This is a genomic window from Paenibacillus sp. MAH-35 (genome assembly GCF_058135425.1).
In genome coordinates this window covers 103127-119825 of sequence record NZ_JBYUPU010000014.1, presented here as the reverse complement: position 1 = coordinate 119825, position 16699 = coordinate 103127, and the positions used below count along the sequence as shown (strand labels likewise).

Below are 16699 nucleotides of genomic sequence, written 5' to 3'. Positions count from 1 at the left end.
ATACCACAGTCCCCTCCGCTGGAGGGGACTGCCTGACCTTCGCTTCATAAGCCCTAAATAGATTTTACAATATCCACTAGGCTTTGTGACATGACGCTTATTTCTTCCATAGATGCATTCAATTGCTCTGTTACAGCTGCCTGCGATTGTGTCATCGTCGTCATATTGCTGATATGCTGTTGAATTTGGCCAATAAGAACGTTCATCTCACCCAAGCTGTTTTCAATATTCTCTGTTGCTTCTGCGCTGTTGAAGGCTAGCTTTCTAACCTCGTCAGCAACGACGCCAAAGCCGCGTCCAAACTCTCCGGCACGGGCTGCCTCGATTGCGGCGTTTAGCCCCAACAAATTGGTTTGTGCTGCAATTTCGCGTATAAATAACGAAATATTTTTAGTTTCCTCCGTTCCCGCTTTGGCTTGATTAGCCGCTTGCATCGATTGTTCCTGCGCTGTGGCCATTTCTTGAGCTTGAATCGTTACCGATTCTATTGCTTTTACCATTTCGTTAATGGAATCGGAAAGCTGTATCATGCTCTGATTCATGTCTTGAATGGCCCGTTCCTTATTTTTTTCCAGCGTAATATCGCGTATTGTTCCGGCGAACCGAAGGGGCACTCCGCTGCCGCTGCGAAGCGTTGTACCTGACGCTTGAAACCAGCGATATTCACCGGTTTTCAAACCTAATCGATACTGTGTATCAAAGGGCGTCTTCCCTGAATAATCATTTAAACTATCGGCAAACAACTGGAGCACACGATCCAAATCCTCCGGGTGCAGCCTGCTGCTAAAGCTCTCAAATGTGTCAGGGAAATCCTGTTCGTCCTTAAAGCCCAGTGTTTTTCTGAATTGAGAGGAGAACCACATATCATTATTGTAGATATCACCGTCAATAATCGTGATGTCCCAAGGTGCTTCTACCAATGCCTGATGAATCAAATCATACTTTGTAATGATCGCGTTTATTTCAAATTCTTTCATTTTTTTCTCATGGCTATCAAAAAGCGCACCTACTACCCGAAGGGGAACGCCGTTTTTATCTCTAAGGGTCGTCCCTGTAGCGCGGAACCAGCGGTTTTCACCGGTTTTCTTAATTAAGCGGTATTCGATGTCATAGGGGGTTTTACCGGAATGGTCATTTAAATGATCGGCAAAAGCCTTCATCACCCACTCCTGATCTTCCGGATGTATTCTCGATGCCCAACTGTTCAAAATGTTGGGAAAATCACTTTCGTCGTTGTAGCCAAGCAACCTTCGAATCTCGTCAGACCATATGAACTCGTTATTGGGGTTAATAGGATCTCCGGCAATCACCAACATATCCCACAAACCTACCTGGATAGCCTTCGTCACTAAATCCAAACGAATTTCCGTGTCCTGTGCCGACTCCCTTAGCTTATTTAAAGCGAAGTTTATATTTCCGGCGATTTCCTTCGATAAAAGAGAAGCCAGGGACGATAACGGGAGATCCGCAGAAAGATCATTATTCTCCATTTTCTTAAATAAAACTCGGCTTTCTTCCGCTAACACTTGATCAGGAATAGTCGTTTTGAAGAAATTCATTCCACTGTGCTCCCTCATTGATGTTCTATGCAGCGTCGTAGCTTCGTATTGCCATCCTTATAAGCACATTATCAAAAAAATAGCAGTTTAAGCATAACCGCCAGCTTGTAGAATGTCTATCCAACAAGCACAAAAATTATCGCAGGCTGGCGCCTTGTCAGGATTAGCTAGGGGAGGTTCGTTGCCAGCGGAAGCTAGGCCAGGCTCTCGAGTAGCTCTATTGCAATACCGTCCAGCCTCTCAGCCGTTCCCTTGGCGGCAAAACACCATTCCTCACACGTTTCGTACCCGCCAGTTTCCTCGTAAGCTTCGGCACTCGGTATGTACTCAAGCGAAGCGTCCGTATAAGCCATGGCCATCAGATGCAAATGTCCGAATTTTTCTTTGAGCTTCAGCGTGCTTTGTATAAAGCTTTCCCCGGGAAAAAAGACCATTCGCACATCCCCGAAGCCAACCGCCGTTACTTCAGAAGGCATCCGTAAATCCGGATAACGTTCAAGCAGCAAAATTCGCTCCGTCAGACTCAATATGTTGGAGCTGTTGTATACGGGCGGGTTGGCAAGCAATTGTTGCCGGCATCGGGCAATCTCCTCCGCCAGCAGAAGCTCCATTTCTTGCTTGCTACGAAAAATGCGCAAGTCCGCCGCTACCGTCTCTCCGGCATGCAGCAAGCGGTCGGCTTGAACCTGCTTCGCGGCGCTGAAGCTTTCCATAGCGGCGGCAGCTAATCGCCGGCCCATGCTTCTGCTGTCGTCGAGCGGCTTGCCCACCGTGTATTTCCCCGGACTAATATTCCCCGCACAGCCTTGCAGGAACAGGCTCGTTCCTCCAAGTTCCCGTTCGATCCGATCCGTCGCAAATCCCGGGTAATCCCAGCAAATATCCGAATATTGATTGTAGGTAGTCGCATGACAAGCATAATTGATCAAACTACCGACTATCTGGCCGGACAGGTGGGCGAACCAAAGGCATTGAACCTCAGGATCGATCAATCCATCTGGATAGGCCCGCAGCTCTGCCGATACGCCGCGGCCATACCGAACTCCGATCGTTCCGTCAGGCAACGGCACTCGGCGATTGCAGGCAATCTGTCCGACTGTTCCCGACGAGCGGAGAATTCGTACAGGGGCCAGCCGGTCCGCCGCTTCACCTGCCGCCTTCCGAACTTGCTGTAAGACGTTATGATAATAACCGGAATCAAGAAAAAACTGATTTTTGTCAGCCAAATAATCTTGTGCCGCACGATGGAGAAAGGGCGATGAGTGGGTATGCGACGATAGTACGACGATTCGCTCCATGGACGCTCCGGTCGATTCGGAAACTACCCTCCGTATATCTGCAATGACACAGCTGTAAAGCGAGGTCGTGTCAACCGACACGATTACGGTAGCTTGATTCCCGTCGCGAAGCAAGCATACCTTTGCTTTAAGCGGCGTTATGATTTTGTCGATAGGCCGACCGATAGTCAGGGATGTTAACGTTCCCGGTTCTGGCGTAATGTCTGCCGCCCCGAAGCCCGCTTGTATCATCGAATCTTCCTCCTTTTCGAACTCAAGCTCTTATCGGAAGTCTCCACTTCCGATTACTCGTCCATGATTCCCCACGCAGACTTCCAATTGGATTCAACGGCACTCGCACCCTCTGCGTTATCGGTGAAAACGGCAACCGTATCGTTTAACCGGCTTTACATCTCTTTCCTTATCCTATCAGGGACACCGAACTTTGCAAATGAATCAAGTAGTCATAGTATTGCACTATGTACTCATATGTGAAGTACGTGTAATAGAGGTTAGTACCTGAACGACCAGAAAGGCCGTCGAAGTAATCGACGACCTTTCTGGTGATTTCAACTATTGTAACTGTCGGAATAATTGCAAACGAACCGGTCGCAGCGTATAGTCCGAGACCGGTCGGGTCGTTCCACGGACGGCCAATTGAGAAGCCACTTTTATATGACGATACCCGCCTTCCGCCAGATGTCCGTGCCCGGCCAAAATATCCAATAAAGCCTGTTGAATCGCCTCTTGCCGGTGGTCTCACCCTATTCACAAATGTGTTGTCGCAGAGAATAATAGGCTTGTTTTCAAAAAATGTTATTTCGATGAATCCTGGTATTCGGTATCATTGGATGAAGGTGAACTAGCATGACCGGACCGCAAACTGTCAACCTATGTGAATGCGTTGGCAAAAGCGGGATTTGTAATTGAGCAGATGATAGAGCAATCTGATGAAGAAATTATGCAATCGCGGAACGATAACAGCGATTTTGCACAAAAAGCAAAGATGCTTCCTGTAACTTTTGTAGTCAAAGCAAGAAAACTATAGTATCCGATAGCATGCTCAGGACTAGCAAATAAATATATCGTATTCAAATTTAACACTTCCCATAGTTCGATCTCATCTAGCGGAGCATCCCATCGAAATAATAAAAAGATCTGGATTGATTTAAGCCGGAACCAACACAACCCGCCAATGTACGGAGGATTTTTTTATATTTCAGTGATTAGGTGAAATGGATATGAAAAACCACATGTAATGTCCAGAAAAGTCCGTTTTCAGGCAAATGTATGTGAAAAACCGTATACATTCAGCCAAAGAGCCGTATCGAGACGAATCGTACGTGAAAAACCGAATACAATCGGGCGCTGCATCCACCAAGTAGACCAATTTTCACCCTACATCACCCGCTGCCGACCGCCTTCACCCTACATTGCCCGCACTCGGCCGCCTTATCCACCTGGAAGAGCTATTTTACTTTTTACACCACAATATCTAGTACATTTTTCATCTGTTCCATTTGCTCTCCTTGAAAGTCCCTATTACCGATCGGAATTCGTGAACACACTCCGTCCGCCGGCGATCGTCTCGACGATCTCCATTCGCCCGTCCTCGCCGGTTTCATACACGATCAGATCGGCGGGCGAGCCAGGGCGAAGCGAGCCGAGTCCGGCTTGCGAGAGGCCAATCACTTCGGCGGGACGAAGCGATGCCATCTCGATCGCTTCGCCGAGCGAGCAGATGCCGAACCGGGCGACGTTCTCCACGCAGCGGTTGAGCGCGGTCGCCGCTCCGGCGAATATTTGAGGGTGATCCTCCATCACCAGCCGGCCGTCCGGCCGCAGCAGCACTTCATAACGTCCACGCTTCATGTACCGTCCCGGCGCGAACCCTTCGTAATGGGTCGCGTCGCTGACGATAACCGCTTTAGTTCCCTTGGCTCGGATCATGGATTTCAAGGCAGCGGGAGGCAGATGATGGCCGTCGCCGATAAGGCCCGCATAGAGGCGATCCTCCGCCAGTTGGCTCCAGATGTAATTCGGATGACGCGGAAGCAAGGGATGGGAGCCGTTGCCCAAATGAGTCGACATCGAGGCGCCTGCGTCCACGGCTGCCAGCAGCTGCTCGTCCGTCGCTCCAGTATGTCCGATCGCCGCAACGACGCCTTCGCTTACGAGACGCCGGATGAAGTCGGCCGCGCCTGTCCGTTCGGGGGCGACAGTCACCATACGAACACGGTCGCCCGAAGCTTCCTGCCATCCAAGGTACTCCCGCACATCAGGGTCGCGGACATGCTCAAGCGGATGCGCGCCCCGCGGACCAGACTCTCCGGAGATGTACGGGCCTTCGACGTGAATGCCCAGGACGGCGTACGCAACTTCCGGATACGCATCGCAAGCCTCCGCGATCGTGCGGATGCACCGAAGCATGCCGCTCCGATCCGACGTGATGACCGTCGGACAAAAACGAACGACCCCTCGTGCGTACAAATAACGAACCGCCTCCTCGATCCGTTGCGGTGTCGTCTCCAATTCGTTAAAATCGACCCCGTCTACGCCGTTCAACTGGAGATCGATCAGCGCAGGCGCAATCCATCGCTGCTTGTCCGGCACTCCCCTCGTTGCCGGAGGCTCCAGTTGTTCGAAGATCTTAACTACACCATCAGCCATCGTCAGACGAATGGTCCCCCCGTGTAACCAATGCCTGCCAATCCGCTCATGAGCGTCGTTCATATCGTCTCCTCCCCCTAATACGCAATAAAATGCGCCACGGACGACGCCTGCGAGACGCGGTTCGCCCTGGAGCTTATCCGTATCCTATCATCGGAGCCGGCCGCTTTGATATACGAAAATGTTCAGATCGATGGCCCATCGTTAAGTCGGGCAGCGTTCTTAAGATAATTTTTATAAAAATCCGACCTGCGCGGCTTACCTGGACCTGCAGTGATTTTTACGACGGTTGCGATTCTTGTTCCAGAACAGCGTGAGGCGTTTTCGGATGTACCAATCGATCTTCAGGAATTTGGCTGCATACACGGCTCCGCGTTACCAAACGTTTTTACTGATACACGCCATGCTCTTAGAAACTAGAGTTTCAAACGTACGCAAATAGGCTTCAAAGGGAAAATTTCAAAAAACAGGCCGTCCCTCAGGTCACTTTCGGACCTGCGGGAACGGCCATTTTCTCGTTTCGTCTTCTACTTGCCTTCGATCATTTTAATAATTCGCCCAATCACCATGACCGCTTCCGCCCGAGTCGCTTGGGCATGAGGCTTCACCGTACGGTCCGGGTATCCCGAGAGAATCCCCCGTTCTGCCGCGGCTTCGATAGCATCTTTTGCCCACCACGAGATCTGATCCCCGTCCCCGAAGGACAGAACGACCTGCAGATTTTCCAAATGTAAGGCATTCGCCGCCATCACCGCCATCTCCTCCCTCGTGAGGGGTTGATCCGGTGCGAACGTATTGTCGTCGTATCCCTGAATCATACCATTGGCGAATGCCGTGGATACAGCCACCCGGGCCCAATGGTTCTCCGTGTCGGCAAACGTTTTATCGGCCCTTGGTTTCCAACGAAGGGCCGCAGTCAGGATCGAAACGAACTCCGCCCGAGTAATCGGACGGTCCGGCCGGAACGTGCCGTTCGGATAGCCGTTAACTACCCCGCTTCCCGCGAGACGCTGGATCGTTTCCCCAGCCCAATGGTCCCGGATATCCGTAAATGCGGCTGAAGGTTCGTGGTTACTGATCGTGCGGGCGATGGCCGCGAACTTCGTGAAATGGTTGGTCGTGCCGCTGACCGTGCCGTTCTTGAGGTCGATTTTAGGGTCGCCAAGCGCAACCCATTGCCCGGTTTCCTCGTTCAGCCAGCAGAGCAGAATCTGAATGCCGTCCCGCCGGGCAACATCGGCGTTCAGGCGCAGCTTGACGGTCACGTTGACGAGGAAATCCCCCGGCAAGTCTTTCCTGAACTCGAATACTCGGCTGGCCAGATTTTCGGCACCGGACAACGGGAGGGCATCCGTATCGGCAATTACATCAACCGTCAATTGAAAAGGGCGGTCCATCGCACCGGCGGTAAACGCGATTTCTCCGCCGTCGAACTTCACCAAGCCGCCGTTCCATCCGATGAGGTACGAGTTGTTCGGCAATGGCGCCGAGCCGCCATTCAGTCCGATCGAGTCCGTGTTGTCCGTTAACGGATCCGGGCTGCTGTTCGGCTGGCCCAGGCGGAACCGATTCGATACGGCTGCCGTTCCGTTACCCGCTAGATCCGCCGCTCTCACGTGCAGGTACCAGTCGCCGGCCGTTCCGCTCTTCGTCAAATCGGCACCGCTGGCAAACGACATCCAGCCTTCCGTGGGATCGGATGGATCCGTAGACCAAGCATATTGAAGCGTGGAAGCGTCGATTCCGCTCCCGGCGTCCACTACCGTCGTCCGGGATGAAGCGGATGGGGCCGTGGATTCCCGGCCGTTCGGGGAGAACGCCACGGAAGGAAGCGACCGATCGATCTTCACCTTCAGCTCGTCGGACAGCCTATGGCCGGCCTCATCCTCCGCTTGGAAGACAATCGTGTGGTCGCCGTCCTCCGCGAATTCAATCGGAGTACCGTTCGCGTAAGTCTGCGAGGACCCTCCATCCACGGTATAGGTCAACGAGACGACCCTGCCGGCTCCCCCCTCGGCGTACACGCTGACGGTTACGCTCTGATTCGTCCATTCGCCTGCCGCATAAGCGCTTCCGTCCGCCTTTACCATCGTCGGAATCAACGTCAGCCCGCTGCTGCTGATTTTCACCGTGCGTCGTTCCGCCGCTTCCATGCCCACCGCATCGACCGCCTTGAAATCGAGGACATGTACGCCGTCCTCCTGCAGCTTGATGCTTGACATAACCATCTTCCATGTCTCGCCGCCATCCAACGAGTAAACAAACTCGGTAACCGCCCCTTTAACCTCATAAACCGATGCACTCACCGTAACCGATTGGTTCGTCCATGTTCCGTCTTGATATTCATTTCCATCCGCCGTTGTCATCGAGACCGAGATTTCCGGCGGCCAGGGTTGATCCGTCACGCTGAGCAAAGGGTGATTCGCCAGGTCGACGATACTTCCCACTTGCGAGTCGTACGACAGCTTTATGTCTTGACCGCTCCGCAATTGTTCGCTTACGGTCACCTCAACAGTTCTTGCCCCGGTCTTTACGACACCGACAACCGTGGCGTTAACGCCGTCCACTTGAACCGAAAATCCAAGCGAAGATCGCATGTTCACCACTTCATCGAACGTCAACAGGATGCGATCCGGCTGTTCGACCCGCATAACCACGATTGCCGGGGGAGCCGCATCCATGCCGAAATTCGCTGTAATTCCTTGCAAGGCGGGGTAAGTTATCCCTTCCTCGATCGTCCAGGTCTCGTTGAAATCCCAACCCGCAAAAGTCGACTTCCGCTTCATGGTCGCAGTCGTATTGCCGGCTCCTCCGCCTGTCCTTGCGGAATCGAAGTAGCCCGAAGTCACGATGGAGGTCGGGCTAAAGTCCCTCCCCACTAACCCTCCGATCCCCGAACCTGAGCCCGAGACATGACCTGCGGCATAAGCTCGATTGACCGCACCGACATGCCGTCCGATCAGCCCGCCGACTTCCGCGTTCCCCGCGGCCGAACCGATGGCGTAAGCATCCTCGACCAGACTTCCCAGATCGGCGCGGCCCACCAGTCCGCCAACTGCATACGAGCCGGAAACGTCGCCTGTCGAATAGGACTGCCTGACTACGCCGGGAAACATATTGCCTACAAGACCCCCGACATTGTTGCCGCCGCTAACGTCGGCCGTCGAAAAAGCCAGTTCGACCGTCCCTCCGCTGTTATCGCCGACCAATCCGCCGGTTGAAGATCCTCCGCGGATGCTGCCGCCATCCACTCCTATGTCGCGTACCAGGCCTCCAGCGCCCAGGTAACCAATCAAGCCGACCTGGCCGGCTCCCGGGCGGTTGATGATTAATCCGCGGACCACATGCCCTTTACCGTCAATTCGGCCCACGAAGGGCCCCAGTGCCGGATCGCCGACCGGTGCGAATCCAGCCCCTGCTCCGACGCTCGTTGCCCACATATCCGCCCGGCTGCCATCCGTGAACGTAGTGCCGAAATCGATATTGCCCGCGAGCGCATACCCCGCCGACGGATCCATCGCCATCAACTGCAGCTGATGGGCGTTGCCAATCGCCCGCGACCATTCCGTCCGGTGGAAGGGGCGGGTCGCTCCGTCGACCATGAACCAGTCCGCGGTGAAATCGAACCCCGAATAGCTCGCTTGGCTGAGCGCCTGCGCTGTCATTAAGCTCGCAGCGACGCAAAATCCCCCATAATCGTCGTTGTTGTAGCCGCAACCGCTGCTCTGCCCGGAAGTCTCCGCATCCCAGTAGTTATATTCCATCATGGCGCCGTTATTGGCGCCGAGCGCCCCGCCGACATCGCCTGCGACGGCGCTTACCGGACCGGTGGAATAGGAATAGCCGACGTGTCCATAAGTCGTGATCCCTACCAAACCCCCGACCACATGGTCTCCGCTCACGGAACCAATATTGTAAGACAGACGAATGTCCCCGCCATTCAGAGAACCTGCCAATCCGCCTACATAATAACCGCTGCCGTTAACCGTACCGGCGAAATAGGTCCGATTCAGGTCTCCTCCTTCCTTCAACCCGACAAGTCCGCCAACGATGTTGCGTCCGTCCACATGCCCGGTCGCATGCGATTCCGTTACCGTTCCGTCGCTGCGCCCTGCCAATCCTCCGACGTTATCGGTTCCGGCAACGTCGCCCGTGACGAATGAAGCGCTGATCCGGCCATTATCATAGCCAATCAGACCTCCGACCACTCCTCGCCCCTTGACATCGGCGCTTGCGTGGGATCGCTCGACCGTCCCGCTATTGTTCCCCGACAGAGCGCCGGTAAAATTGCCCCCGGTAATGGATCCTCCTTCAAGGCGAAGATTCCGGACCACCCCTCCCGAACCGATCATGCCGAACAGACCGACGCCATCCTGAGACGGCCGGTTGATCGTCAGATTTCGGATGACATGCCCCGCTCCGTCGAACACCCCCGTGAATTGCGTGGAGCTGCTCCCGCTACCTCTTTCCCCAATCGGCTCCCAGCCCGCTCCGCCATCCCAATCCGCCGTCTCCGAAGCGTTGATATCCGCGCCAAGCCGATAGTGCGCCGTCAAGTTGTTCCGCACGCGGCTCAACTGATCCATCGTCGTGACAATAAAGGGATCCTCCGCAGACCCGCTGCCGGCCATCGCGGTTCCTTCCGAATCCGCGAAAACGGATATTGGCAGGATACCAAACACCAGCAACAGAACCATAAACCATACGAAAACGCGTTTCATTCCATCCGATCCTTCCTTCTCTCATTCGATAGTGGAAAAGCAATCAACAGAAATTATAAAAGATCGCTTCGGCTATCGAAACTAACCGCGGTTATAGCCCCGGTTATAGAAGATTGGAACGAACTCAGTAGTATCAGCGTCAGCCCCGCAGCTCTCGCCCACGCTTGATCGCCTCCAAGCGGTTTTTCACCTGCAGCTTGCTGTAAATGCGGTTTATGTGGGCTTTTAGGGTGCCCATGACGATTCCGAGCGTTGCGGCGATCGTCGCATTGTCCATGCCCTTTTCCATGTGGCGGAAAATCGCGAACTCCTTCGGTGTCAGAAGCGTCTCCAGGGCGGCCGGCGAGATGTTCAGCGAATCGGTCGTTCCGCCGTAACAGGCCAAGATTTTACGCACGTAGGCGAGAGCGGGCAGGTTCCGGTCCCGGATGCCCCCTCTTTGGCGCTGCCGCACGTATTCCGCGAGCAGCTCCGCGACCGGCTTTCCCTTGTCGAGGAACACGCGGACGTATTCGTCCGGCTCGGCGTGCCGCAGCGCCTCTTCCAGCTTGAGCAACGCCTCCTCCGTCTTGTCCGTGCGCTGCAGCATCATTGCTTGCATAATTTGGAGATCCAATGCATCCATCGGACGATGGCCCTTTACCGCGATGGAGAACAGCTTCTCCGACAACACCCACGCCGCTTGCCGCTCGCCCGTTTCTAGTAGCACCCGGACGAGGAAGACGTAAACGAACAGCTGATACACGGACACCGGATCGTCCGCGGAGAGCTTGTACCGTTCCTTCCACCGGACGGCCTCCGTAAGGTCCCCCTGTTCGAGCCTCAGAGCGGCCATTTCCGCTTCCAGGAGAATCGGCGCTGATTCGGATCCGTCCCTCAGAGCTCTGGCGTAAGCCTCTTCCAGCCATTTTTCCGCTTGAGCGGCGTCCAGCCTCGCTCTTCCGATCCGCGACAGGAACAGACATGCGGGGACGTAAGCCTTTTCCGGCTGATAACCCTCGTGGCTGCCGCCCGCGAGCCCTTGCTTCAAATATTTCTCCGCCCGCTCTAATTCGTTCCGCTCATACAGCAATTCCCCGTAGCAGATCACAGTCAAGTCCTGCAACCCCATCAGCCCCATGAATTCGATCATACTCGCGAAAAAGTCGTCCGACAGGCCCCTAGGCAGATGCTTGCCCCGCTTCCCGTTATACGAGCGGAAAACCGACGGAGCCAGCGGCATATAGGGAGACGCGAAGATCAGATCCGTTCCTTCGGGACTATGTCGGAGCGATAAGCGGATATACTCCAGGCCTCGGAACATGTCCATATCGTACTGGGTCGCCTTGAAATTGCGAACGTAATACAAGTAACCCAGATAACGGTTCTTCTCTTCCTCCCCCCAGCTTGACGAAGCTTCCTCGTAATGCTGCCCGGCCAGCCGTATATGCCGATCCGCCGTATCAACATCATGCGCCCACAATAGCGAGAAAATATACGAAAAGTACAGGTAGGGCCGCTGCATCAACATTTGCTCGGGAATCTTCGACAACCACGACCTGATTGCCTGGAACTCCCGACGAATCATGACGCTGCGCATCCGTTCCAGCAAGCGCATGGCTTCCTCATACTGCTGCCCGGCCAAATAATAATCGACCGCTTCCTCGAGCATCTCCTGTCCTTCGCACCATACGGCGGCGGTTCGGAACAAAAAGGCGGTTCTACCGGGATCCTGGAGCTTCAGCCGATTCCGCAAAAACTCTCCGAACAAGTGGTGGAACCGGTACCACATCTTGCGGTCATCCTGCGGGACCAAAAACAGGCCGAGGTCCGCCAGTTCCGCGAGCTTCACTGAGCCGTTCTCCCCTCCCAGCGCTTCGCACAGGGGACCGTTCATACGCTCAAGAACCGACACATCCAGCAAGAAGCGCCGGGTCCGCTCGTCCAAAGCTTCGAACACTTCCTCCAGCAAATACCGTTCCAAGCTGCCTCCTGCTGGAGAATGGCCCCTCTTGCCGGTGTCCGTTCGTCCTCCCTGTCTCCAAGACAGCGCGATCAGCTTCAGGCCGGTCACCCAGCCCTCGGTCTCGGCGAGACACCGCTCGATCTGCTCCCTTCGCAGGTCTCGCCCGGCATAAATCCGGAAGAAATCCACCGTCTCCCGCATATCAAACCGCATCTGATCGGCATCGATTTCTTGGATCCAGTCCCGGCTCCGCCATCTCGCCTTGGTAATCCTAGTCAAGGCACGGCTTGCGAATAGCAGGTGCACGGAAGGAGGCAAATATTCCAGGAAGAAGGAGACGGATTCGGCGATCTCCGGTTCCACGATCAGGTGCCAATCGTCCCAGATCAGCGCGAGCGGATTCTTCAGGCGGTTCAATTCGTTCAGCAAATTCACAAGAAACGGCTCGGACTGTCCGGGCTTCAGTGCATCAGCCGCGGCATGGACCGGGCCCGGCAGCTCTCCGATCGCCATCTCGATGGAAGTAGTGACATAACGCCAAAACCGGACCAGATCGTTATCCTTTTCGTCCAGCGACAACCAACCGACGGGAACTTCCGTTTGACGCGCCCATTCGCTGACCAAGGTTGTTTTGCCGTACCCCGCCGGCGCGGTCAGAAATGTCGCTCTCCCGGCCATACCCTCATTCAATCGCGCGATCAAATGAGGTCGAGACACGGATTGGGCAGCCGGATGCGGAACCCGTAATTTCGATAAGAGAATCCCAGGTCTGTTGCCGTTCCAATCGCTCGTCATCCTCCGGTCCTTTCCCAAGCAAAAGATTCGTATCGTATTTTCTATATTAACATGTCGAACTTGGAGAAGGATTCGAAATGTTAATAAAAAACCGCGCCGCTTCTTCTACTCTTTCAAAGAGCCGACCAAAACGCCCTTTACAAAATATTTTTGCAAAAATGGATATAAGAGTAAGATCGGTAAGGTTGCTACCATTACCGTCGCGTATTTGATCGTCAAGGCAACCTGATACCGGTCAGTCTGGCTGATGCCGGTCAGCATCTCTTCCATGCTGTTCGATAGCAGCACTTCCCTCAGGACGAGCTGGAGCGGGAATAGCTTGGCGTCCGTCAAGTAGATCAAGGCCCCGAAGTACGAGTTCCAGTGGCCGACGGCATAAAACAACGACATGACGGCCATAACCGGCAGCGATAACGGGATGATCACGCGAAACAGGATCGTAAAATCAGTTGCGCCATCGATCTTCGCCGATTCCTCGAGACTCTGCGGAACCCCCAGGAACGAAGTTCTCATGACGATCAGATTCCAGGTGCTTATCGCACCCGGGATAATGAGCGCCCAACGGGTATTGTAGAGACCGAGATCGTTGATCAACAGGAACATCGGAATGAGGCCGCCGCCGAAAAACATCGTGATTGTGATCATCAGCATCAGCGGATTCTTGAGCATCAAATTCCGGCGGGACAGCACATACGCGCCCAGGCTTGTCATAAACAGATTAAACAGCGTGCCGACGATCACGTAAAAGATCGTATTCTGATAGCCGGTGATGATGCGTTCATTGGCAAATACGGTTTTGTAAGCGTCCAAAGAGAAGCCCAACGGGTTGAACAAAATCCCCCGATGTTTCGTCAACTCGACGGCATCGCTGACCGATGCAAAAGCGATGTATATGAACGGGTATAACGTGGAAGCCATAATCAACAGCATAAACAACACATTAAGCATATCGAAGGAGAGCTCGCCGACGCTGCGCCGGGTTTTCATCGTGCCTGCCCCCTTACCATAAGCTCGTCTCCGACACGCGTCGGCTGATCTTGTTGGCAAGAACCAACAGCGTGAAGTTGATGACGGAGTTGAACAGCGAGACCGCCGTACTGAAGCTGTAGCTCGACTCCAGAATGCCCTTGCGGTAGACGTAGGTCGAGATAACATCGGCGCTCGAGTAAGTGAGCGGATTGTACAGCAGGATAATTTTCTCGTGACCGACGCTCATCATGGAACCGAAGTTCAGGATCAGCATAATGATTACAATCGGCAAAATGCCGGGCAGCGTAATATGCAGCGCCATCTTCAAGCGGCCCGCGCCGTCGACCTTGGCTGCTTCGTAAAGCGTCGGATCGATATTCGCGATCGCGGCCAAGTAGATAATCGCCGACCAGCCGAGCCCCTGCCAGATGCCGGAGCCTACGTAAATCGTTTTGAACCACTCGGGCTTCTGGAGGAACGGAATCGCATCGCCGCCGAACATCACGATCAGCTGATTAATCAACCCGTCGCGCGTCGTGAAGTCCGTAATCATGCCGGCGATGATGACCACCGAGATGAAGTGGGGCAAATACGAAATCGTCTGCACAAGCCGCTTGAACAGGCTCAAGCGAATTTCGTTCAGCAGCAGAGCGAATACAATCGGCATCGGAAAGCCGAAGAGGAGCTCATAAACGTTGATTAGCAGCGTGTTTTTGATGAGCCGCCAAAAATAGTAGCTGTCAAAGAAGGCAAGAAAATGTTTGAAGCCAACAAAAGGGCTTTGCAGAAACCCTATACTCGGACTATAGTCTCGAAAGGCGATTTGCAATCCATAGATAGGCATGTAATGGAAGATAATGTAATATGCAACGACGGGAAGGGCCATCATATAAACAAATCGGTTCCGTCGCAAGTCCCGTAACAGCCGCACACCATATGGCGGAAGGACGGCTTCGCCGCCCTCCGCCTGTCCCGGCGTGCTGCTTCTCCATTGGTTAGGCAGTCGCATGGTTGTCTCCGTTTCCCTGTATGAAATTTGTCCGGTGTTATCTTGCGTTAAAACGCTGCAGAGCCGCTTGCTGAATCGCGATTGCTCGCTCGATTCCCATATTTTTCAGCGTTTTGACGAAGGAGTCGAATTTGTCCATCGGCTCCACGCCCATGACGAACTTGTCAAGCATTTCTTTGGAGAACGTCTTGATGTCGTTCATGATCGACGCGTATTCGGAGCTTTCCTCCGGAGTCGGCGTCAGACGCGGAAGATGCTTTTGGTTTTCCGCGTTCATCCAGAGATCAAGCGAATGGCTGCCGTTTCTGGACGTCGCCGATTTCTGCTCCATCCAGCGTTTGTCTTGAACGAAAGGACCGTACGCGGAAGATAGCGTCATCCTACCCATCAGGTTATTGTCATGAAGCGCTTCCGGAATGAACTTCGGATAGTTGTTCTCCATCTTGTACGTTTCGCCTTCGATGCCGAAGTTGAATAACATGTGGCCTTCCGGTCCGTAGTTGAAGTCCATCCATTGCACGAGGGCCGGAATGTTCTTAGCCGACGTCGTGATGGCGGCACCGGTTCCTGTAAAGGCTGGATCTTTCTGTCCGATGATCGGTTTCGTGCCTTTGGTCATCACCGGATACGGGGCCGCCTTCATCTCGAATGTCGGGTGTTTGCCCTCCATCAGCGCATTGTAACGCCCGACCGTGTATTGCACGTGAGCGCCGAGTTGATCGCCGGTCAGCTTGGCGTCCCGCAGCTTCGAGTCCATCGTAGCGTAGTCGGGATCGATAAGTCCTTCCTTGTACCATTTGTTCAGCATGGCGATGTATTCTTTGAACTGGGGCTCCAGCATGCCGTATTTCACTTTGCCGTTTTCTTGGTAGAACTCGTTCAGGATGCCCCAGGCCGATTGGAAGCCCAACTGATCCCACTTGTAGTACAGAGGCACTTCGTCCGCTTTGCCGTTTTTGTTCGGATCCCCCGTTTTAAACGCTTTCAACACCGTGTACCATTCATCGATCGTTTCCGGAGTCTTGAGGCCCAGATTGTTCAGCCAGTCCTGACGTATAGCGATGCCCATGAACGTCAGCAGGAACGGGTCCCCGCGATAGAACGGGAAGGAGTAAATCGCACCGCTGTCCGTGCTGATCAACTTTTTCATCTCCGGATTTTCTTTCAGCAGCTTGGTTAGATTCGGCGCGTACTTATCGATGTAATCATTCAGCCGAATGATTTTGCCGTCCTTGATGTACTTCTCCGGTCCGCCGGGCAAGCTGATCCATCCAGCCTCGATGATATCCGGCAAATCCTTGGACGCCATCATTAGGCTGAACGCCTCGTCGCTCTGCGGATGAATGAACTCGGCGACTACTCCTGTTTTTTCTTGCTTTTTTTTATAGACGCCGTGTTCGCTGAGGTTTTTAATCGAAGCCCCCGCATTGCTGTTCAGATACACCCAATACTTCAGCTTGTCGATTTTTTCAACAGGAGCTGGCGTCTGAGCCGACTGCGGCGCCGTTGACGACGGCGATGGCGAGCTTCCTGTGCCAGCGTCCGAGCTGCAGCCTGCGAGAGCCCCGATGAGCGGCATCGCAACAGCTGCCCTCACCCACTTCTTTTTGCTGAACGTCCCTTTCATTTTTTGAATCCTCCTCAAGATTGGATAGGATACGAGGTACGCTTTGCGCTCCCCCGACTCCATCATGCCTCAGCCCGCCATCTGCGCCTATGCTCCAAGCTTCCGTTCCGTGCGCTGAACTTCATAT

Annotated in this window: 8 protein-coding genes and 1 pseudogene; 1 reads left to right on the top strand and 8 read right to left on the bottom strand. The window is 54.0% G+C overall.

Annotated features, from left to right (window positions below; all coding sequences use genetic code 11):
• Window positions 1-53 precede the first annotated feature (53 nt).
• Complete coding sequence (locus AC3Y2E_RS17155; RefSeq protein WP_379212428.1) at window positions 54-1559, bottom strand: methyl-accepting chemotaxis protein; 1506 nt, start codon at window positions 1557-1559, stop codon at window positions 54-56.
• A 194-nt stretch (window positions 1560-1753) separates the two neighbouring features.
• Window positions 1754-3088 carry a hypothetical protein gene (locus AC3Y2E_RS17150; protein ID WP_379212426.1) on the bottom strand — a complete coding sequence of 445 codons (1335 nt, stop codon included), beginning with the start codon at window positions 3086-3088 and terminating at the stop codon, window positions 1754-1756.
• Window positions 3089-3590: 502 nt separating this feature from the next.
• Here AC3Y2E_RS17150 and AC3Y2E_RS17145 point away from each other — a divergent pair.
• Window positions 3591-3884 (top strand): annotated as a pseudogene (locus AC3Y2E_RS17145) (class I SAM-dependent methyltransferase); the annotation flags it as partial.
• Window positions 3885-4378: 494 nt separating this feature from the next.
• On the opposite strand, the gene AC3Y2E_RS17140 reads toward AC3Y2E_RS17145, so the two are convergent.
• The 6 genes from AC3Y2E_RS17140 to AC3Y2E_RS17115 form a co-directional block, all read right to left on the bottom strand.
• Window positions 4379-5569, bottom strand: coding sequence for an N-acetylglucosamine-6-phosphate deacetylase (locus AC3Y2E_RS17140; protein ID WP_379212424.1), 1191 nt, complete (start codon window positions 5567-5569; stop codon window positions 4379-4381).
• Window positions 5570-6033: 464 nt separating this feature from the next.
• Window positions 6034-10227 (bottom strand): S-layer homology domain-containing protein, encoded by a 4194-nt coding sequence (locus tag AC3Y2E_RS17135; protein WP_379212422.1) that lies wholly within the window; start codon window positions 10225-10227, stop codon window positions 6034-6036.
• A 139-nt stretch (window positions 10228-10366) separates the two neighbouring features.
• Window positions 10367-12850, bottom strand: coding sequence for a winged helix-turn-helix domain-containing protein (locus AC3Y2E_RS17130; RefSeq protein ID WP_379212420.1), 2484 nt, complete (start codon window positions 12848-12850; stop codon window positions 10367-10369).
• 222 nt (window positions 12851-13072) lie between these two features.
• Window positions 13073-13954, bottom strand: a complete 882-nt coding sequence (locus tag AC3Y2E_RS17125; protein WP_379212418.1) for a carbohydrate ABC transporter permease — start codon at window positions 13952-13954, stop codon at window positions 13073-13075.
• A 13-nt stretch (window positions 13955-13967) separates the two neighbouring features.
• A complete protein-coding gene (locus AC3Y2E_RS17120) occupies window positions 13968-14945 on the bottom strand; it encodes an ABC transporter permease (RefSeq protein ID WP_379212416.1) in 978 nt (325 codons plus the stop codon).
• A 37-nt stretch (window positions 14946-14982) separates the two neighbouring features.
• Window positions 14983-16572, bottom strand: a complete 1590-nt coding sequence (locus AC3Y2E_RS17115; protein ID WP_379212413.1) for an extracellular solute-binding protein — start codon at window positions 16570-16572, stop codon at window positions 14983-14985.
• Window positions 16573-16699 lie beyond the last annotated feature (127 nt).

Excerpts from the sequence above, each read along its gene's own strand:
- AC3Y2E_RS17155 (WP_379212428.1), bottom strand. The coding sequence starts at position 1,559 with ATGAATTTCTTCAAAACGACTATTCCTGATCAAGTGTTAGCGGAAGAA.
- AC3Y2E_RS17150 (WP_379212426.1), bottom strand. The coding sequence starts at position 3,088 with ATGATACAAGCGGGCTTCGGGGCGGCAGACATTACGCCAGAACCGGGA.
- AC3Y2E_RS17140 (WP_379212424.1), bottom strand. The coding sequence starts at position 5,569 with ATGAACGACGCTCATGAGCGGATTGGCAGGCATTGGTTACACGGGGGG.
- AC3Y2E_RS17135 (WP_379212422.1), bottom strand. The coding sequence starts at position 10,227 with ATGAAACGCGTTTTCGTATGGTTTATGGTTCTGTTGCTGGTGTTTGGT.
- AC3Y2E_RS17130 (WP_379212420.1), bottom strand. The coding sequence starts at position 12,850 with ATGGCCGGGAGAGCGACATTTCTGACCGCGCCGGCGGGGTACGGCAAA.
- AC3Y2E_RS17125 (WP_379212418.1), bottom strand. The coding sequence starts at position 13,954 with ATGAAAACCCGGCGCAGCGTCGGCGAGCTCTCCTTCGATATGCTTAAT.
- AC3Y2E_RS17120 (WP_379212416.1), bottom strand. The coding sequence starts at position 14,945 with ATGCGACTGCCTAACCAATGGAGAAGCAGCACGCCGGGACAGGCGGAG.
- AC3Y2E_RS17115 (WP_379212413.1), bottom strand. The coding sequence starts at position 16,572 with ATGAAAGGGACGTTCAGCAAAAAGAAGTGGGTGAGGGCAGCTGTTGCG.